Annotated in this window: 15 protein-coding genes and 1 other RNA gene; 10 read left to right on the plus strand and 6 right to left on the minus strand. The window is 58.5% G+C overall.

The annotated features are described in order from the left end of the window. Nucleotides 1-64: 64 nt before the first annotated feature. Nucleotides 65-841: a PRC-barrel domain-containing protein gene (locus ACYQ15_RS15505; protein ID WP_459938405.1), complete on the minus strand. Its 777-nt coding sequence runs from the start codon at nucleotides 839-841 to the stop codon at nucleotides 65-67. A 92-nt stretch (nucleotides 842-933) separates the two neighbouring features. Continuing rightward, complete coding sequence (locus ACYQ15_RS15510) at nucleotides 934-1,332, minus strand: PRC-barrel domain-containing protein (protein ID WP_459938406.1); 399 nt, start codon at nucleotides 1,330-1,332, stop codon at nucleotides 934-936. Nucleotides 1,333-1,564: 232 nt separating this feature from the next. On the opposite strand from ACYQ15_RS15510, the gene ACYQ15_RS15515 reads away from it, so the two are divergent. The 9 genes from ACYQ15_RS15515 to ACYQ15_RS15555 all read left to right on the plus strand — a co-directional run bounded on the left by ACYQ15_RS15515 (nucleotide 1,565) and on the right by ACYQ15_RS15555 (nucleotide 13,913). Beyond that, nucleotides 1,565-1,762 (plus strand): hypothetical protein, encoded by a 198-nt coding sequence (locus ACYQ15_RS15515; RefSeq protein WP_459938407.1) that lies wholly within the window; start codon nucleotides 1,565-1,567, stop codon nucleotides 1,760-1,762. A gap of 206 nt (nucleotides 1,763-1,968) precedes the next feature. Beyond that, a complete protein-coding gene (locus ACYQ15_RS15520; RefSeq protein ID WP_459938408.1) occupies nucleotides 1,969-2,937 on the plus strand; it encodes an aldo/keto reductase in 969 nt (322 codons plus the stop codon). 344 nt (nucleotides 2,938-3,281) lie between these two features. Then, the gene (thiL, locus tag ACYQ15_RS15525) at nucleotides 3,282-4,316 is read left to right on the plus strand and encodes a thiamine-phosphate kinase (RefSeq protein ID WP_459938409.1); all 1,035 of its coding nucleotides are present in this window, start codon (nucleotides 3,282-3,284) and stop codon (nucleotides 4,314-4,316) included. Nucleotides 4,317-4,480: 164 nt separating this feature from the next. After that, on the plus strand, nucleotides 4,481-5,641 hold the full coding sequence (locus ACYQ15_RS15530; protein ID WP_459938410.1) for an ABC transporter substrate-binding protein: 1,161 nt from the start codon (nucleotides 4,481-4,483) through the stop codon (nucleotides 5,639-5,641). Between the two features lie 283 nt (nucleotides 5,642-5,924). Beyond that, nucleotides 5,925-9,266: an LAGLIDADG family homing endonuclease gene (locus tag ACYQ15_RS15535; protein ID WP_459939603.1), complete on the plus strand. Its 3,342-nt coding sequence runs from the start codon at nucleotides 5,925-5,927 to the stop codon at nucleotides 9,264-9,266. Nucleotides 9,267-9,279: 13 nt separating this feature from the next. After that, nucleotides 9,280-9,960, plus strand: a complete 681-nt coding sequence (ftsE, locus tag ACYQ15_RS15540) for a cell division ATP-binding protein FtsE (protein WP_459938411.1) — start codon at nucleotides 9,280-9,282, stop codon at nucleotides 9,958-9,960. A gap of 6 nt (nucleotides 9,961-9,966) precedes the next feature. Next, on the plus strand, nucleotides 9,967-10,848 hold the full coding sequence (locus ACYQ15_RS15545; RefSeq protein ID WP_459938412.1) for a cell division protein FtsX: 882 nt from the start codon (nucleotides 9,967-9,969) through the stop codon (nucleotides 10,846-10,848). 460 nt (nucleotides 10,849-11,308) lie between these two features. Further along, the gene (gene ilvD, locus ACYQ15_RS15550) at nucleotides 11,309-12,979 is read left to right on the plus strand and encodes a dihydroxy-acid dehydratase (RefSeq protein WP_459938413.1); all 1,671 of its coding nucleotides are present in this window, start codon (nucleotides 11,309-11,311) and stop codon (nucleotides 12,977-12,979) included. 25 nt (nucleotides 12,980-13,004) lie between these two features. Further along, nucleotides 13,005-13,913: a class I SAM-dependent methyltransferase gene (locus tag ACYQ15_RS15555; RefSeq protein WP_459938414.1), complete on the plus strand. Its 909-nt coding sequence runs from the start codon at nucleotides 13,005-13,007 to the stop codon at nucleotides 13,911-13,913. A 39-nt stretch (nucleotides 13,914-13,952) separates the two neighbouring features. Here ACYQ15_RS15555 and mntA read toward each other — a convergent pair whose 3' ends face one another. From mntA to pruA, 4 genes are all read right to left on the minus strand, one after another. Continuing rightward, nucleotides 13,953-14,441, minus strand: a complete 489-nt coding sequence (gene mntA, locus ACYQ15_RS15560; protein ID WP_459938415.1) for a type VII toxin-antitoxin system MntA family adenylyltransferase antitoxin — start codon at nucleotides 14,439-14,441, stop codon at nucleotides 13,953-13,955. A 58-nt stretch (nucleotides 14,442-14,499) separates the two neighbouring features. Further along, nucleotides 14,500-15,873, minus strand: coding sequence for a PFL family protein (locus tag ACYQ15_RS15565; RefSeq protein WP_459938416.1), 1,374 nt, complete (start codon nucleotides 15,871-15,873; stop codon nucleotides 14,500-14,502). 187 nt (nucleotides 15,874-16,060) lie between these two features. Then, a complete protein-coding gene (locus ACYQ15_RS15570) occupies nucleotides 16,061-16,651 on the minus strand; it encodes a glycine cleavage system transcriptional repressor (protein ID WP_459938417.1) in 591 nt (196 codons plus the stop codon). A gap of 213 nt (nucleotides 16,652-16,864) precedes the next feature. Next, nucleotides 16,865-19,894 (minus strand): L-glutamate gamma-semialdehyde dehydrogenase, encoded by a 3,030-nt coding sequence (gene pruA, locus ACYQ15_RS15575; RefSeq protein WP_459938418.1) that lies wholly within the window; start codon nucleotides 19,892-19,894, stop codon nucleotides 16,865-16,867. Nucleotides 19,895-20,076: 182 nt separating this feature from the next. Between pruA and ffs the strand changes: the two genes are divergently transcribed. After that, nucleotides 20,077-20,172: signal recognition particle sRNA small type (gene ffs, locus ACYQ15_RS15580), an RNA gene on the plus strand. Nucleotides 20,173-20,309: the final 137 nt, after the last annotated feature.

The raw sequence follows: 20,309 nt of genomic DNA on the forward strand, positions 1-20,309 counted from the left end.
AAAGCCGTCCAGGCGCGGGATTGCTCCGCACCTGGACGGCTTTGCTGCTTGGTTATGCTGACTGCTACCAGATGCCGTTGCCTTCCTGGTATTCAGGCATGGCTTCCAGTTCCTGCTCGGTCATGGGAACATAGACGCGCAAATCATCCCCTTCACCCCTGTGGATTTCCACCTCGTCTATGTCAATGGCCACGCTGTGCGCACCGATGCCGAGAAAGCCGCCGACATCCACGACCACTTGTTCGATGTCGCCTTGAGGCGTGATCAGGACCTGATCCACATTGCCCACGTTTTCGTGATTGCTGTCATAAACATCGGCATTCTGCAAATCGTCCACGCTGATCAGGTCAGGCGAAACCCGCGCGTAGCCCTCTTGCGGCTCCACGTCCTGTCTGGTCCGATGCGGACGAGTCGGATCCGTGGTGGGTTGTTCTTGTTCATGAGCGTCGCGCGGTCGGACTTGCTGATCATTGTTCATGCCTTCGTCCGGAGCAGTACGACGATTTGTTTCGTTCATCCGCTGCTCTTGCTGATCGCCGTAGGTCTGCCGACCGTCCTGGTCAGTTTGTCGCTGCTCCCTGTTCATTTCTGGCTGAGCTGCTTCCCCGGTGTGATCCTCGGCATCCCTGCCCAGGTCTGGAGTTGCACGGTTCCGATCAATTTCCCTCTGTTCACCCGGAGTCCACATCCCGTCATCCTGGCCAGCGGGACCGGTACGGTCGCTCTGAATGCCCCTGTCTTCTTGGGTTTGACGGGTCGTGCGATCGGTGTCCTGGGTTTGAGCAAATGCTGGATTCAAATACAACAAGCCGGCGATAATGCTGATGGCTAAAGCTTTCATGAGAACCCTCCCTGGGTTGATAATGGTGACAAAAAAAGTTTAACAATCTTTACGTTCAGCACCCGAACTACAGATGTGGCTGAGCACAACGGCTAATTGTCTCTTTCTTCCTGCTGAGTCCGCAATTCTTCGATCATGGGAATGTAGACGCGCAATTCATCCTTTTCCTCATCCTTGTGGATATCCACGTCTGCTATGTCGAAGGCCACGCTGTGCGCATCGATTCCAAGAAATCCACCGACATCCACAACCACGCGCTCGACTTCGCCATCGGGGTTGACCAGAACCTGATCAATCCGGCCCACGTTTTCATGGTTGTCATCATAAACAACAGCGTTTCGGAGTTCGTCCTGGTTGATCTTGTCGGGCGTTACCCGATCGAACCCCTCTTGGGGCTCAATTTCGGTTATCTGGTGCGGACGAGTCGCATCCGTTGCGTGCTCTTGTTGCTCATGTGCGTCACGCGGCTGGGGCTGCTGGTTATAGTTCATTCCTTCCCCCGGAGCAGGGCTCATTTGGTCCCTGGTGTCTCTCTCCAAATCAGGTTTTGATCGGTTTCGATCAATTTCTCTTTGTTCTCCGGGAGTCCAAATCCCATCATTCGAGCCGGCGGGTCCGGTACGATCGCTATGGATACCCGTGTCTTGCCCGGGCTGACCGGGCATGGGGCCAGTGTCCTGGGTCTGTGCAAATGCAGGATTGAGATACAACAAGCCGGCGATCATGCTGATGATCAAAGTTTTCATAAAAAAACCTCCTCAGTTTGATATTGATGAGTGGGTACAAGATACCCGAAAAGCCTTTCGCCCATCCATCGTTGATGCACGATCGACCCCCTCTTTCGTTTTTACCATCATCAATCTTCACGCTCATGAAAATGAGGGCGTTCCTGTATCCGGCTTTATGGAAGCACGTAATTGATGAAAGGACCGGGATTATGCGCAACATCTGTTTATATTGTTGAGCAGAATACACTGGGGACAGCAGGTTTTGGCTGGAAGGGGTTGACTCTGAGCCTGCTGACAGCAACTCTTCCATTATCAACTCAGCATAAATTATCGGCGACCAAGTGATATTGAGCCAAAAAACCGGCTCGATAATTAAGCTCAAAGTGCATGGAGGTGCGTATGTCCGGAATAATGAATCGCAGAAAATTTTTGCGGAGCACAGTGGGAGCGGCTGCCGGACTGGGGCTTTCCAGTCTCATCTCAACTGATCGTTCAGGAATATCCGCGGCAAAGATGCCTTCGGCCACAATGCCCAGGCGGAAGCTGGGAACAACCGGGTTTGAAGTTTCAGTGTTCAGTCTGGGTGGGGAGTCGGCTCTGGAGCGAAGGGGGAATCAATACGAAGCCGTTGCCCTGATTGATCGCGCCCTGGACCTTGGGGTCAACTACATTGACACCGCACCGACTTACGGTGCGGGAGGCAGCGAAGCCAATATCGGCAAGGTCATGGCGCGCAGGCGCAGCGAGGTGTTTCTGGCCTCCAAAACCCATGACCGTGGCTACGACGGAACCATGCGGCTTGTGGAGCAAAGTCTCGAGAGACTGCAGACGGACTATCTGGATTTGTATCAAATCCATAACGTGCGGATCATGGATGATGTCGACATGGCCCTGGGCAAGCAGGGCGCCCTCCGAGCCATGGAGCGGCTGCGCTCCGAAAAGGTGATCCGCCATATCGGCATCACCGGCCACCGGGATCCGGAGGTGCTGCTGCATGCCCTGGGATTATACGATTTTGACGCCGTTCTCCTGAGCCTCAACGCCGGGGATATTCATTTCAAGCCTTTTCAGAAGGATCTCTTGCGAAAGGCCGAAGAAAAACAGATGGGCATCATAGCCATGAAGGTAACCGCGGTGAATCGAATTTTCCGGTCAGACGGACTGAATTCCATGCGCGAAGCATTGGGGTATGTCCTCAGTTTTCCCGTGAGTACCGCCATCGTGGGAATCTCCAACCTTGAGCAGCTTGAGGAAAACGTTCGAATAGCCAAGGAATTCGAACCGTTTTCCAGGCAGGAAATGGCCTCCATAGAGTCCAAGGTGCAACCGTATCACGACGATGCAAATTTCTTCAAACATTATTGGTAGGGAGAGCGTGATCCCTCAGCACACGCTCAGTTCCAAACTCTCCCCCCTGCTTGGTGCAAAAAGTCTTTTTGCACCAAGCAGGGACAGTGATCAGTTGTTTGTGGTCAGCAAAATCATCATGATGTCGGAAGTTTACAATGAGTGGTTTCAACCCACGTACTTTTTACAGTACCCTCTTCATTCGGTGAAGATTTTCCGAGTCAAGAGAAATCCATTTGCTTTTTCTCGCGGTTCAAGCGAAAAGACAAACGCACTTGCGCTACCGTTGTCGTCCCCGCTGAATGAGCGACTGCGATACAATTCCTTGAATTAAATGCCTTTTCTGGAAGTCTTCCATCAGCTTCATGAAGAATCAGACTCCCAAAACATCGAATTTGCAATCCGAAGATGCCTTTCTGGCTCTCATCAATCGCTGTTTTCCAAGGCAGGAAGGGCTGCTTTTGGGCCGTGGCGACGACTGTGCTGTTTTTTTCTGCACCGATTCCCTGTGCGTTTCCTCCGACCTGTTCCTGCAGGACGTGCACTTTCGCGGTGAATATTTCAGCGCCGGGGATTTTGGGTACAAGGCCCTGGCCGTGAACATCAGCGACATTGCCGCCATGGGCGCCAGGCCGACTGCTTTCGTTCTGAATCTCATGATTCCGGGGGGAGTTGACGACGCGTACTGGAGCGAATTCTTTCAGGGCATGGCAGAGTTGGCCGAGGAGCACGACCTTGTGCTTGCCGGAGGCGATCTGTCCCGAGCCTCTTGTCTGGGAGCGGCCATCACCATCTGGGGAGAACGGGTTTCCGGCGGTCGGTACCTGCAACGGGCCCAGGCACTGCCCGGAGACGTGCTTTTCATTGTCGGAGATGTTGGTTTGGCCCGTCTGGGCTTGACTCAGTTGGAAGGAAGTCTGGATCAAAGCGGAAAAGGCCAAGCTCAGCACAATGAATTCGGAAAAGAGAACCCACGCTCACAGGCCCTGTACCCACAAGCAATTCAAGCCCATCTCCGACCCGCCATGCATGTGGCGGAGGCCTGCACCCTGGGAGCCATGCGATCAATCCGCGGCCTGATGGACGTTTCCGACGGCCTGGCCCGGGATCTGCCGCGGTTTCTCGGCCCGCGGCTGGGCTGCCGCATCATACTGACTGAACATGACTTGCATCCTGAATTACGCGGTTTCGCCGTCGATAAAGAAATCGACGCTATGGAGTGGGCGCTGCTGGGAGGCGAGGACTATGCGCTTCTCGGCGCCGTTGCCGCGGATGATTGGAAAGCTTTGCAAACCGTTGTACCCAATGCCCGGCGACTTGGCGATGTGACCTCGACCCCGGGAATCATGCTCAGGGACGAAAGGCTTCAGTTTCTGGGTTTTGATCATTTCGGCCAGTAGCCCCGTTGCCTTTCCATCTCTCGCAGCCACTCGATCGGGCCGACTCCTGCAAGACATGGTCATGTTGAAGGGTTAATCCATCTCAAGCAGTTTTCCCTGTTGGACATGTGGCCCGGGTGCGACTTGTTTCGGTGTGACTTACATTTAGCTGGAGGAACTGAAGTATGAAAAAACAACTGGTTGCCTTTCTGCTCGTGGCCCTGATCGCTCTTCCGGGTTCCGCCCTCAGTGCCGAGCCCATCAAGATCGGGGCGTTTTTCGCGTTGTCCGGGCCGGCCGCATTTATCGGCACGCCCACCAAGCTGGTGGCTGAAATGGTGGTTGAGCAGATCAACAAGGACGGCGGCATCAATGGCAGCCCGCTGGAGTTGGTGGTGGCGGACACGGAGAGCGATCCTCAGAAAGCCCTGCTGGCGGCTCGGAGACTGGTGGAGCGGGAAAAGGTCACGGCCCTGGTGGGACCCACCCGCACGGACACCGGCATGGCCGTGAAGGCATATCTGCATCAGAGACGGGTACCGACTGTGATGACCGTGGGCGGCGATCCGGTGATCATGGGCGACCGTTTCGGTCCTTTTGATTGGATCTTCAAGAGCCCGCAACGATCTTCCGTGGCCGTGAGCCGAGTCTATGAATACCTGCAAAGCCGCGGCGTGACCCGGGTCGGGCTGCTCACGGCCAGCGACGGCTTCGGCAGGGACGGCCTGTCCTGGCTGATCAGCCTGGCTGAAGATTACGGCATCACCATTACGGCCAATGAACAATTCGCCCCCACGGATACGGACATGACCACCCAGTTGGTCAAAATCCGGGCTACCAATCCGGAGTTCATCATCTGCTGGACCATCGGTCCGGCTGCCGCTCTGGTCAGCAAGAATGTCCAGCAGCTGGGACTGACCATTCCCCTGATGCACTGCCACGGCATTCCCGATCCCAAGTATCTGGAGCTGGCTGGAGATGCGGCAGAGGGAACCTACATGCCTTCAACCAAGCTCATGGCCGCGGACCAACTGCCCGACGACGATCCCCAGAAGGCCGTGGTCATGGAGTTCATCCGCCTGTACAAGGACGTCTACCAGATCGAACGTCAGTACCCCATGAACACCCATTCCGGATACGCCTGGGACGCGATCATGCTTCTGGCCGAAGCCCTGCGCAAGGTTGGCCCCAGCGACCCCACCGCGATCCGCGACGCCCTGCGCCAAACTTCAGAATTTGTCGGGGTCAGCGGAATTTTCACCCTGTCCGAGGAAGATCATAACGGCCTGGACACTGATTCACTGATCATCGTCAAGGTAGAACAGGGCGCTTGGGTCATGCAGTAAGGTGCAAATCTTGCGTTTGCCCTTGGTTTTTGCACATGAGCCGGCTACCCCACAGACGGCGTTCACCCACATGGGGCGCCCCTTCAAATGATGAGAGATGGTGGAATGCACGGCAGGCTTATGGCTACCCTGATCGCCTGTTGCCAGTTCTCCGGACTCATGACAGGATGCCCGGCCAAGTGAACCTGCTGGGATCGCCAGGAACCATGACCAGATTAACATATTGTTTTTTTTAGAGGAGCTTTTCGTGACGTCGTCCATTGAATTGTCCACTTTGCCTGATATGCCCGCAAACCTTCCGGATCCAGTTCTGCCGCCCAATGCAGAAGTGGTTTTGACCAAGCGCTATCTGCGCAAGGGCCCTCAGGGTGAAGTTCTGGAAACGCCGCGGCAGCTCTATTGGCGCGTGGCCGCGGCCATTGCTTCCGAAGAGGCCAAATATGCCGATTCATCCTACTCCGTGGAAGAGCTGGCCCGCCATTTTTATGATCTGATGATCACCTACCGCTTTCTGCCCAATTCACCCACCCTGATGAACGCGGGCACGGATCTCGGCCAGTTGGCTGCCTGCTTCGTGCTGCCCGTGGGCGATTCCATGGAGGATATTTTCGACGCCATCAAGTACGCCGCCCTGATCCACAAGTCCGGCGGCGGAACCGGGTTTTCCTTCTCCCGCCTCCGGCCCCAGAAAAGCCGCGTCGGCTCCACCGGCGGCATCGCTTCCGGCCCGATTTCCTTCTTGCGGATTTTCAATACGGCCACGGAACAGGTGAAACAAGGCGGGACGCGGCGCGGCGCGAACATGGGCATCCTCCGGGTGGACCACCCGGACATCCTGGAATTCATCCGGGCCAAGGAGCGGGAAGGCGACCTGAACAATTTCAACCTTTCCGTAGGACTGACTGAAGTTTTCATGCAGGCCGTTGAAAAGGACGAGGAATATGATCTGATCGCGCCCCATACAGGGCAGGTCAAGGAACGACTCAAGGCCAGAGAGGTCTTCGGCCTCCTGGTCCAAAAAGCCTGGGAAAGCGGCGATCCCGGGATCATCTTCCTGGACCGCATCAACCGCGACAATCCCACCCCCAGCCAGGGTGAAATTGAGAGTACGAACCCTTGCGTTACAGGAGACACCTTTGTCCTCACGGACGCCGGACCTCGCCAGGTCCGGGATCTGCTGCATCAACCCGTGAACCTGATTGTGAACGGACAGGTTTACCCCAGCACGGGTCAAGGATTTTTTTCCACGGGAGTGAAACCGGTTTACCGCCTGCAGACCAAAGAGGGATACAGTCTGCTGCTGACGGAGGACCATCCTGTTCTTCTGGCTGCATCGCCGACCAGATACGCATTGAACCCGCAGTGGACCCCCGCCAAAAACCTTGTTTCCGGCGACAAGATCGTGCTGCACGACCATCGTCGGCTGGCGGGCTGGCCGGGGGCATACGGCCAAGCCGAGGGCTACCTCCTGGGCCTGCTGGTCGGCGACGGCACGTTGAAATCGGACAAGGTCGTGTTGTCCGTCTGGACCCAGCCCCAGGCGGTGAACGGTTCCTGCGAACCATGCGGGATCACCGGCGTGATGACCGCGGCCCTCGATTGTGCTCGAACACTGCCCCATCGCAGTGATTTTCAGGGCTGGCATCCTGTTGCCGGCCGGAGCGAATATCGCCTCAGCCTCAGTTCCATCCGAGACACTGCCTTTGCGCTCGGAATGTCCCCAGGCTGCAAGCCGCTGACGGAAAAACTGGAACAAACGTCTTCTGAATTCTACAAGGGTTTTCTGGGCGGGGTGTTCGATGCGGACGGATCGATTCAGGGCAATCAGGTCAAAGGGGTCAGTATTCGGCTCTCCCAGAGCGACATGCAGCGTTTGCGGGTCGTGCAGCGCATGCTGCTGCGGCTGGGAATCGCAAGCACCATTTATGAAAACCGACGCCCGGCGGGGCATAAAATATTGCCCGACGGCAAGGGAGGGCAGATATCATATCCGATTCTGCCGCAGCATGAACTAGTCATCAGTGCCGAGAACCTGGAACGGTTCGCCGACATCATCGGGTTTCGCGACACCCGAAAACAGAGCCGTTTGAAAACCCTGCTCGGGAGTTACCGGCGCAACATGAATCGCGAACGCTTTCTGGCCACGGTTGATTCGCTTTCTCTGATAGGCGAGCAGCCGGTGTTCGATGTGACGGTGCCCCAGGTGCATGCATTTGATGCCAATGGATTCATGGTTCACAACTGCGGCGAACAGCCGCTGCTTCCGTACGAAGCTTGCAATCTGGGTTCCATCAATCTTTCCAGGTACATCCAGAATTCCGGAAAGGACGACATTCTCTGGGATGAGTTGAAGCGGGACATTCATCTGGCGGTTCGTTTCCTGGACAACGTGATCGACGCCTCTCGCTATCCTCTGGAAAAGATCACGGAAACGGTGCAGAAAAACCGCAAGATCGGCCTGGGCGTGATGGGCTGGGCCGACATGTTGTTCCGCCTGAACATTCCGTACAACAGTCAGGAAGCCTTGAACCTTGCGGAAAAGGTGATGCACTTCATCCAGTTCGAGGCCCAGAGCGCATCCAAGACCCTGGCCGAGGAGCGCGGTCCGTTTCCCGGATTCGAGGAATCGACGTTCGCCGAACACAAGCAGGGCCCGTTCCGCAACGCCACGACCACGACCATTGCTCCAACAGGCACGCTGTCCATCCTGGCCGGCTGCTCCTCCGGAGTCGAGCCGCTCTTCGCCCTGAGTTTCGTGCGTCAGGTCATGGACGGCGAACGGCTGCTGGAAGCCAATCCCTGGTTCGAGAAGGCGCTGCATGCGGCCCAGTGTTACAGCCCGAAACTGATGGAAGAAGTCGCGGCCAAGGGGACCATCCATCACCTGGATTATCTTCCCGAAGCGGTCCGCAAGGTCTTTGTCACGGCCCACGACATCCAGCCCACATGGCATCTGAAGATGCAGGCCGCATTTCAGAAATTCACGGACAATGCGGTTTCCAAGACCGTGAACCTGCCCCACGAGGCCAGCCGGGAAGACATCTGGCAGATCTACTGGATGGCCTATGAAATGGGCTGCAAGGGCGTCACGGTCTACCGGGACGGCTGCAAGAGCACCCAGGTGCTGTGCACCGGGGACGGCGGCAAGCCCAAGGAGACTGAAAAGGCGCAGCGGGTGGTCCGGGAACGTCCGGACGTGGTCTACGGCTTTACCCAGAAGGTCAAGACCGGGTACGGATTTCTTTACCTCACGGTCAACGAGGTCGACGGGCGGCCCTTCGAGGTTTTCACCACCATCGGCAAGTCCGGACGATCCATCACGGCCAAGGCCGAGGCCATTGGCCGCCTGGTATCACTGGCTCTGCGCTCCGGGATCGGCGTCGAGGATATCGTCAGCCAGCTCAAGGGCATCGGCGGCGAGCATCCGGTCTTTCAGAAAAAGGACATTCTGCTTTCCATTCCGGACGCGGTGTCCTGGGTTCTGGAAACCCGCTATCTTCAGGGCCGCAAGGCGGAAATGACCGACACCCTGTCCTCACCGGAGTGCCCGGAATGTAAAAAGCCCTTGATCTTTCAGGAAGGCTGCTTTGTATGCCCGGGATGCGGATATACCAAATGCGGTTGATTCTCCGGCGGATATGATCACCCTGCGTCATGTGTCTCACAATTTCGGGACCCACTGGGCCCTGAAAAACATCTCCCTGGATGTGTGCAAGGGTGACTTCCTCTTCCTGGTCGGCCCCAGCGGCGCGGGCAAGACGACCCTGCTCCGCCTGCTGCATGGCGCCATTCCCCTCCAACGCGGACAGGCCACGGTGGCGGGCTTCGACCTCCAGAAGCTCACCTCGCGCAATGTGCATCGGCTGCGGCGCGAGGTGAGCGTTGTCTTTCAGGACTTCAAGATTCTCCCCGAGCGGACGGTTTTCGCCAATGTGGCTCTGGCCCTGGAAGTGCGCAACATGCCCCGGACGCATACCGAGCGCCGGGTCCGGGCGGTTTTGCGGGGACTGGACCTGGAAGCCAAGGCCCAGAATTCATGTGCCGAACTGTCCGGAGGCGAGCAGCAGCGCGTGGCCGTGGCCCGGGCCGTGGTGGTGGGGCCGCAGCTGCTGCTGGCGGATGAACCCACCGGCAATCTGGACCGGGAGCTGGCCATGCGCCTGATGAGCATCTTCCTCCAGTTTCACGCCCATGGCAGCACCATCGTCTTGGCGACCCATAACCAGGAAATCCTCTCCTGCCTCCCCTCGGCCAAGATCCTGCATCTCGAGGACGGTTCCGTTACCTGGGCCAACTGGGCTCTGTCCGATACGGAGTAGCCTGACGTGTTCCAGATCATCGGCAAGCTCTTTTTGCAGGGACTGACGGATATCCGCCATCATCCCTGGATTCAGGTCCTGACCCTGGCGGCCGTGACACTGGTGGCCTTTCTGGCCGGCCTGTTCCTTCTGGTCCTGCACAATCTTGATCAGGAATTGAAACGGTCCCAGGGCGAAATCCAGTTCCAGGTCTACTGGCATCCCGGAACGGATCAGCAGATCATCCAGGCCCAGTGGGAGACCGCCCTGGGCACCATGGACCATCTCGTGGAAATGAAAACCTACTCCGCAGACCAGGGACTGGATCTGCTCATGCAGCGCCTGGGTGCTTCCGGCGATTTCTCCTGGCTGCAGGGCCAGAGCCCGCTACCGGCCACCGCGCTGTTGACTTTTGCAGTCAGGGACGACGATCAGCAGACCTGGGCCAAGTCCACCTATGCCTATCTGGAGGCCCTGCAAGGGGTAGAGAAGGTCAGCTTCAATCCGCTGCAACTGGATCTGGCCAGGGGGTGGGCCCGCTTCAGCAGCCAGGTCATCTGGCCGTTGATCCTGTTTCTCGGACTTGTCCTGGCCTTGGTGGTGGGCAACACCATCAAGCTTTCCCAACTGCACCGCCGCAATGAAGTGGAAATTCTGCGCCTGGTGGGGGCCTCCCGCTGGTACATTCAACTGCCCATGCTGGTTTCCGGGGGGCTGCTCGGTTTCGCGGGCGGTGTGCTGGCCCTGCTCATGCTCAAGGGGGTCCAGCTCAGCCTGAAGGATCTGCTCCATTTCCCGCCCCTGTGGCTGCAACTGGACTATCTGCCGGCCGATCAGACGCTGCTTTTTCTGATGGTCCTCGTATTCGTGGGCATTCTCAGCAGCTGGGTGGCCCTGCGTGAAAAATAACCTTTCACAATCACTCCGATCCCTCCCGGGTCCTTTTTTCGTAACTATTCAGCATACGCTGCCAGATGTTCAGTTCCGGCATCGCTGTCGGTATCGATATCGGGATCGGAAGCGATGCCGTGCGGAGGGAGCGTCAACGCTCTTGAAACCGATTCCGATACCGACCCCGATCCTCGATTGCCGGAGGTAGATCACATAACGTGTGCTGAGTAATTACCGTTTTTCGTAACTACTCAGCGATACTAATACTGTTGCCGGGTTTGGCTCGGTATCGGTATCGGGATCGGTATCGAAGCGAAGACATGTGGAAGGGCATTCAATTTTTTTTCGATACCGATTACGACCCCGACCCCGATTCCGATTACCGGAGAAAGAACGTGTGCTGAGTAATTACCGTTTTTCAACCAAAAGATATTTTGTTACCGTCAATTCGTCACAGTACAACAGACAAGGAGTTCCCATGCGCAGTGAGATCATGACCAAGGGCCTGGAAAAGGCACCCCATCGTTCCCTTTTGCACGCTCTGGGCATGACCAGGGAGGAAATGCGACGGCCGCTGGTGGGCGTGGTCAATTCCGCCAACGAGGTTGTTCCCGGCCATATCCACCTCCATACCATCTCCCGGGCGGTCAAGGACGGCATCCGCTCCGCCGGAGGCACGCCCATGGAATTTCCGGTTATTGGTATTTGCGACGGCTTGGCCATGAACCACGAAGGCATGCGCTACAGCCTGCCCAGCCGGGAAATCATCGCCGACAGCATCGAGGCCATGGCCATGGCGCATCCCTTCGACGCCCTGGTCTGCGTGCCCAACTGCGACAAGGTCGTGCCGGCCATGCTCATGGCCATGCTCCGGTTGAACATTCCGGCCGTTCTCGTCAGCGGCGGCCCCATGCTCGCGGGAGCATGGCAGGGCAAGGCCGTGGATTTGATCTCGGTTTTCGAAGGCGTGGGCCGGGTGCGCCAGGGTCAGATGAGCAACGAGGAACTGGAGGAGCTGGAAGCCTGCGCCTGCCCTGGCTGCGGATCCTGCTCGGGCATGTTCACGGCCAACTCCATGAATTGCCTGTCCGAGGCCATCGGTCTGGCCCTGCCGGGCAACGGAACCATTCCCGCAGTCACCGCGGCCCGGGTCCGGCTGGCCAAGCAGGCCGGTTCACGGGTGATGGACCTCCTGGACAGAAATATTCGGCCCCGGGACATCGTCACTCCTGCGTCCGTGGGCAATGCCGTGGCAGCGGACATGGCCTTGGGCTGCTCCACGAACACGGTGCTGCACCTGCCGGCCATCTTTGCCGAGGCAGGTCTGGATCTGAGCCTGGACATCTTCGACCAGCTCAGCCGGCGGACGCCCAATCTGTGCCGTCTTTCTCCCGCCGGCAGCCATCACATGGAAGACTTGCAGCGTGCCGGGGGCATCCCGGCGGTGATGACCGAACTGGCCAAAGCCGGCCTACTGGATCTCTCCGTCCAGACAGTCACCGGGAAAACCCTCGGTGAGAACCTGGAATCCATCGGGGCCAAAATATTGGATAACGATGTGATCCGCTCCATTGATGCGCCGTACAGTCCGGAAGGGGGCATCGCGATTCTTAAAGGCTCCCTTGCCCCGGACGGCGCCGTGGTCAAGCAGTCAGCCGTTGCCGCGGAAATGCTGGTTCGGACATCCCTTGCCCGGGTTTTTGAGGGCGAAGAGGAGGCGGTAACCGCGATTCTGGGTGGCGCAATCAATCCCGGAGATGCGTTGATCATCCGCAACGAGGGCCCCAAGGGCGGTCCGGGAATGCGCGAAATGCTGACTCCCACTTCGGCCATTGCCGGAATGGGATTGGATAAGGACGTGGCTCTGATCACCGACGGCCGGTTCAGCGGCGGCACCCGGGGCGCGGCCATCGGCCATGTCTCGCCGGAAGCGGTGGAGGGCGGCCCCATCGGCCTGGTTCAGGAAGGAGACAGGATTGAAATCGACATTCCGGGGCGAAAGCTCAACCTGCTGGTGGACGAAGAAGAGCTGGCCGCACGACGCGCACGGTGGCAGCCGCGGGACCGCGACATCACGTCGCCTTTTCTGAGGCGCTACGCCCGGCTGGCTTCATCCGCGGCCAAGGGCGCGGTGTTCAAGACGTCGTAGGAAGGGGGCTGTTCGTGAGAGAGCATTGAGGGATCACCAGAGTGTCTCGATCTTCATCCTTCATGCAGGAGCGCCCCTAGCGGGCGGCCGACATGCATGCAACACGCAAATCCGCCGGAGAACCTCCATCACTGAGCGCATCAACCGTGAACAGGCCGTGGTTTATGACCGCTGGCACGAGACCGAAGTCGGGACCTTTGCCCTGGCCCAGGAAAAACGCCTGCTGCAGCATTTCATGGCCCCCTGGACCCGCAGGCAGCAAAAACTGCTGGAAGTAGGTTGCGGGCCAGGTCGTTTTTTGCAGTTTTTCTGGGAAAGCGGATTCGACATCACTGGCCTGGATGCGTCTCCGGCCATGCTTGAACTGGCCAGAGAGCGAATGGAAAATCGTGCCGATCTGCACTTGGGACAGGCCGAGCACCTGCCGTTCAGAGACAAGGAATTCGATGTGGTGGCCTTGTTGACGCTCCTGGAATTCTGCTCCGATCCGGATAAGGTCATCAGCGAAGCCTTGCGTGTGGCCAGAAAAGCCATCCTGGTCACTTTCCTCAACAGGCATTCCCTTTACGCCATGGCCCGCCGCAATTCCCTGCGACGCGACAAAAAAGGATTCCTGGACAAGGCCCGCTGGTTCTCCTGGTGGCAGATCAACTCGCTGCTCTGGAAACAGGCCGGGCCGCGGCCCATGCACTCCCGCTCCGTGCTCATCGGCCCGCAACGGACCTGGTCGGCCAAGTCCAGATGGCGCAGGCTCAACTGCAGTTTGTGGCCGCCGTACCTGGGGGCCTATGCCGGCGTGCGCTGCGACCTTGTCGGCGACACTCCGCTCACGCCGATCATGGCCTGGAAAGAAAAGGCCAAACTCCGCCCCATTGAACAACCCGCGTCATCCGGGGCCAACAGGAGCAAACCTGATAATCATCAATTGCTGTAGTACAGAAGACGTTAATGATTTATCCACCATCATGTCGCCTCATTTTTTTTGCAGCCCGTTACGCATCATCTCAAGGTAATGAGCGAAATCCGCATACAGGGACGTGCTGATCATCTGAAATTGAGCCAGCTTTTCCTTGTCCGTGACATGAATCAGCTTGCCGGTGTGGATGACCTGGACTCGGAGGAGGTAGGATGCGTCATTGAGAATGGAAATATGGATGTCATGTCGCACAGCGCGGCTCAAAAGTGGAATGAACCGGTCCAGCAGTCGTTTCCGATCCAATCTCTGTTCGTTTTCATCAAGCAGCAGGGCAACGTCTATGTCGCTTCCGGGCCGCATCTGTCCCTTGGCGGCTGAGCCGAAGAGATAGGAGGCAATGATCGTGTCCTCCCGCGCCAGCACAGGCTGAAGCGTCGCCCGGATCTCATCGGCGGCAAGGTTGCTGTTTGGCTTGGAGTGCCCCTGCTTCGCGTGGTCGGCATACATTTCTGGATGTAAGCCGGACTGAGACCTGTGCTGGTTCATCTTCAAGCCTCCTGCAATTCCGCGCTTCCCGGACCAGGCATATGCTTGGTACGAAAGATCAGTTCCCCATGCTCTGCAGCGGCGCTGGAATCCGTCCTCCCAGATTGATGAACCGGTTGGAGCCGCCGGCTCCGGACACGGGAATGATCACGGCCTCGCCCAGCAGTCCTCCGAAAAAGGCTTTTTCGCCGGCTTTTTTGCCGGGAACGGGGATTAGTCGCGCCGCCGTGGTCTTGCGATTGATCATTCCGATGGCCATTTCATCGGCAATGATCGCGGCCAGGGTTTCGGCGGAGGTGTCGCCGGGCAGGGCGACCATGTCCAGGCCCACGGAACAGACGCTGGTCAGGGCTTCCAGCTTGTGCAGGGTCAGGTGGCCCTGAGCCGCGGCTTCGGCAATGTTCAGGTCTTCACTCACCGGAATGAAGGCTCCGCTGAACCCGCCCACGGACGAGCTGGCGAAAGCGCCGCCCTTCTTGACCGCGTCGTTGAGCATTGCCAGGGCGGCCGTGGAACCGGGCGCGCCGATGTGCGCGAGCCCGAGAACCTGAAATATCTCGCCCACGGAATCGCCGACGTTGGGCGTCGGCGCCAGTGAGAGGTCCACGACGCCGAAGGGGACGTTCAGTCTCCTGGCCACTTCCCGGCCGATCAACTCTCCCACCCTGGTCACCTTGAAGGCGGTTCGCTTGATGACGTGGGAAATCTCGTCCAGGGCCAGATGGTCGTCCTCCTGCATGGCCCGCTCCAGGGCCCGCTTGACCACTCCCGGCCCGCTGACGCCCACGTTGATCACCGCATTGGGCTCGCCCACGCCCAAATAGGCCCCGGCCATGAACGGCACGTCCTGCGGAATGTTGGCGAACACGCCCAGCTTGGCGCAGGCCAGGCCGTCCTTGTCCGCGGTCATGGCCGCCGCGGCCTTGATGGTCTTGGCCATCAAGAAGACGGCGTCCATGTTGATTCCGGCGGCGGTGGTGGCCACATTGAAGGACGCGCACAACCGTGAAGTGGCGGTCAAGGCGTCGGGTACCGCCTCGATCAGGCTCAGATCACCCCGGGCCAGCCCCTTTTCCACCAGGGCGCTGAACCCGCCGATGAAATCCACACCCACTTCCTGGGCGGCTCGGTCCAGGGTCATGGCCACCTGAACCAGTTCACGGGAGGAAAACGGCGCGCCCACCACGGCCATGGGACTCACGGAAATCCGCTTGTTGACCACGGGGATGCCGTAGACGTCGCCCACCTCGTCGCAGACGTCCACAAGCGTGGCCGCCATCCCCGTGATCCTGGACATCAATCGATCCTGAAAGCGTCCGATGTCATGGGTCGCCAGGTCAAACAGGCTCAGCCCCAAGGTCACGGTGCGCACGTCCAGGTGCTCGTTGCGCAGCATTTCCAGCGTGCCCAACACTTCCTTTTCTGTAAGCATTTATGATTTCTCCAAATGAAAGAAACTATTCAGCACATACTTTGTGGTCACTCGCAGAGCTGGATTCCGGCTTTCGCCGGAATGACGTATAATACCATTCATTTCCAAGTTAAGTCATACCGGCGAAGGCCGGTATCCAGTCCGATTATTCTCGGATGAGCTGAGAAGTTACAAATAAAATATCTCGTCATATTCGATGCACGGCCTCGAAAATGTTCCGGTGCTGCAGGCTCAGGACTTGTTGCAGTTCCTGAGCCTTGCCGTACAACGCTTCTCGAAAATGTTTTCGGTCTACCTGCCGCGGCACGTCGACCTCGTAGATCATCACCCACTGGGAGGCATCCTCGGTTTTGACGTTGGCCCGCAAAGCCGTGATGTTCACGCCAAAGCGGAACAGGATTTCGGTGATCCCGGCCACCAGCCCCACCTGGTCCGGGCCGATGGTGGTGATCACGAAGGGATCCGTTGTTTCGGAGGAGCCCGTTTGCCCGGCCTCGGCCGAACCTGGCGGCATGGCCTCATCCAGGGGCGAGACCCAGAAGGTGAGTTCCTCTCCCGCGAAGCCCTTTTCGAGGGCGCGCAGCACATCGCTCGGGGAGAGGCTGTCTGCCTTGGGCTGGAACACGAACATTCCGGCAAAGCGGGAATGGAGGATGGTCTGGGTGGCATCCTCGATGTTGCAGCCCATGGCGGCCAGCAACCCGGACACCCGGGCCACGATCCCGGGCCGATCCCGGCCGAAAACCGCGATCATCATTTTTTGAACATTGTCTTGCATTGTATTTCCTAACAGTTGTGTAACTACTCAACTCATCCGAGTAGAACCGGGCAGGATACCGGCCTTCGCGGATATGACTGGTCGGGAGACGGCATAAAAAAGTCATTCCCGCGAAGGCGGGAATCCAGGTCATGCTTGCCACAAGTTTGTGATGACCACCCTCTTTCCCGCTCTAAAGCTGCAGTAGTTATAAAGTTATTTATATCCGTCGTATCAACCCACCCATTCGTCGTCGCTGGCGATGGGTGCAAAGCCGCGGCGCATGGTGTTTTCCGTAATCACTCGCGGATCCATGAACTGCAGCAGGTAGTCCGGGCCGCCGGCCTTGGAGCCCACGCCGGACATTTTGAAGCCGCCGAAGGGCTGGCGATAGACCAGCGCGCCGGTGTTGTTGCGGTTCAGGTAGAGATTGCCGACGCGAAAATCCTTTTTGGCCTGCTCCAGGCGTTTCGGGCTGCGCGAGAACACCCCGCCGGTCAGGGCGAACCGGGAATTGTTGGCCATTTCCAGAGCCTCGTTGAAATCCTTGGCTCGCATCACGGCCAGCACCGGGCCGAAGATTTCCTCCTGGGCCGTGCGGTGTTCAGGGCGGATGCCCTCGACAATGGTCATGGGCGCGTAGCAGCCATTTTCCGGGACTTCCCGCTGCACCGCGATCCGGCCTTCCTCCTTGGCCGTCTCGATGGCCGCGAGCACGTTTTTCTGCTGGTTGCGGTCCACCACCGGCCCCATGAAGTTGCCGGGATGTTCGCTGGGGCCGATCTTCACGGACAGGGCCGCCTCCCGCAGCCGGTCCATGAACCGGTCGTAGATCGCGTCCAGAACAATCACCCGGGAGCAGGCCGAGCACTTCTGGCCCTGGAAGCCGAAGGCCGAGTACATCACCTGGGGCACGGCCTCGTCCAGATCCGCGTCGTCGTCGATGATGATGGCGTTCTTGCCGCCCATCTCGGCGATCACCCGCTTGCATTGATCCTGGCCCGGGTGGACCTTGGCCGCCTTGTCCATGATCCGCAATCCCACGTCCACTGATCCGGTGAACGCGACCAGGCTGACCTGGGGATGCTCCACGAGATAGTCGCCCATCACCGAACTGCGGCCCGGGCAGTAGTTGAACACTCCGGCCGGCAGTCCGGCTTCCTGGAAGACCTCCACGAGACCGTAGCCCACGATGGAGGACAGGGAGGAAGGCTTGTAGATGACCGGGTTGCCCGTGACAATGGCCGCGGAAACCATGCCCACGGATATGGCCAGGGGAAAATTCCACGGCGCGATCACCGCGGCAATTCCCTTGGGCTGATAGAACAGCTCGTTGATCTCGCCGGGAGCGTTGCCCATCCGGCGGGGCGTTCCCAGACGGATCATTTCCCGACCGTAGTATTCCAGAAAATCCACGGCCTCGGCCACGTCGTTGTAGGCCTGATCCCACTGCTTGCCCACCTCCAGAACCTGCCATGCCGAGAGTTCATACACCCGGCGGCGGCAGATGTCCGCGGCCTTGAACAGGTAGGCGGCCCGCTCGTCAGGCGGCGTGTCCCGCCAGGCCGGCAAGGCCTGCTGCGCGGCCAGCAGGGCCTGATCCACCTCGTCGCGGCCGGCCTGGCAGACATTGCCCAGAATTTCATCCGGATTCGCGGGATTGTAGGAGGCTATGGCATCCTGGGTAACCACTTCCCGGCCGTTGATGAACAGCGGCCAGGTTCTGCCGCGTTGATTCCGGATGTGGGCAATGGCATCCGGAAAAGCCTTGCGTGCTTCCGGCACGGTGAAGTCCACCAGGGGCATGTTCTTGAAAGCGCCACCCGGAGCAAACTCCCGAGCCGCGGCCTGGGGCGAAGCGGCCGCGCTCTTTTCCCGCTCCAGGGTTGTCAGGGGATTTTCCAGCAGCCGATCCATGTCCGCCTGGTCCGCGAAGCTTTGCTTGAGGAAGGATTCGTTGGCCGTATTCTCCAGAAGGCGGCGCACCAGATAGGCCATGCCCGGCAGGAGTTCGCCGTAGGGGCAGTACAGCCGGACCCGGTCGGCCACGTTCTTCAGGCCCTTGCGCACCGGTTCGGCCATTCCGTAGAGCACCTGGAATTCGTAGCGTTCCGGAGGGACGCCCAGGTCCCGCGCCGTTTCCATGATCATGGCGATGGACCGGATGTTGTGCGAGCCGCACTGGAAGTAGACCCGTTCATGGTCCTGCAGAATCATTCTGGCATGGCGCTCAAAGGCCGCGTCCGTTTCCGGTTTCCTGGTCCAGACAGGAACCGGCCAGCCGTTCTGTACAGCGACGATGGTTTCCTGGTCCCAGTACGCGCCCTTGACCAGGCGGATGCCGATGGGCAGACCGCGCTCCCGAGCCCAGGCCAGCAGGTCGGACAGATCGTCGTCCGTACAGCGCAGATAGGACTGGAGCACGATGCTCAGGTGTGGGTAGTCCCGGAATTCCGGTTCCGTGCGCAGGCGTTTGAAGAGTTCCAGCGTGGCTTCCTTGAACTTGAGCGACTCCATGTCGATGCACAAGGCGCCGCCCAGCTCCCGTACCTTTCGGTATATCGGCCTGAGCCGGGCCAGAATGCCCAGGACCGTATCCTCCACGTCCACGGCCTTGGCCTGGGAGTAGAGCGCTGATGGTTTGATGGAAACATTCAGCTTGGGCGTGTGCCCCCAGTCCAGTTCGGACAGGGGAGCGACCCCGTTAAGCTTGAGCGGCTGCCAGGTGGATTGGGTCTTGGCCAGGGCGTCCAGCAGTTCCATGTAGCCCTGCATGTACGCCTGGGCTTCCTCCTCGCTGACCGTTGCCTCGCCGAGCAGGTCCACGGTAAAGGCGAACCCGTCCTTGCGGAGCTTCTGCAGGCTGGACACGGCTTCCTTGGTGTTCTGGCCGATGATGAATTGCCGGGCCATGCCTTCGATGTTGGCCCGGATCAGCTTGCCCATGGCCTTGGCCGCAAACGAACCAAAAAGCCCGCCGGATTTTTCCGCGCCCCACTTCAAAACCGGAGGGATGTCCCCGCTGCCCTGACCGGAAAAATATTCTTCGATGTGGCGTTGCAAGGATTCCGAAGTGTTCAGGTACGGCAAGACGTCCACAAAACGGAACAGCTGGATCTTGAAATCCTCGTTTTGCATGGCCCAATCCATGACCTTGCCGGTCCAGAATCCCTTGTTGAAAACGCTGGGCGCCTCCCCCTTGATTGAACCAAAAAATTGCCGCCCCCGGGCAACGACTCGGCCTTCGAAATCCTTGTCATGCATCGATTTCACCTCCAAGAAGGTTGAATTTGTTGTCTGCAATCCATTATCAATATAATGCGGCGTCTGGAAACGTTCTTCTCTAAGCCGGGAGTGTTTTCGGGTCAATTGCGGCTACATCGATGATGGACAGAGACAGCGCCATTTGTTAATAGATTTTTTTGGAGCAATGGTTGCAAGAAAAGTGAAGGAAGCCGGGTGGCATGAGTGCTGCCAACCCCGTCAGGCCCGAAAGGGAGCAGCGGTAACAGTGGCTTGTGGGTGCCTGGCTTCCTTGAAAGCACGGACGAATTGTCCGTGCTTTTTTTATGACTCGGACATCGGCTCTGGGTAACCTGAAGCTGTTCACATGAGAAACGTAACCATACAAGCAAGGACCTGGATCTCGGTGTTCGCCGGCAAGCTGATGTGGAACCGG

Source organism: Desulfonatronum parangueonense, assembly GCF_054656975.1.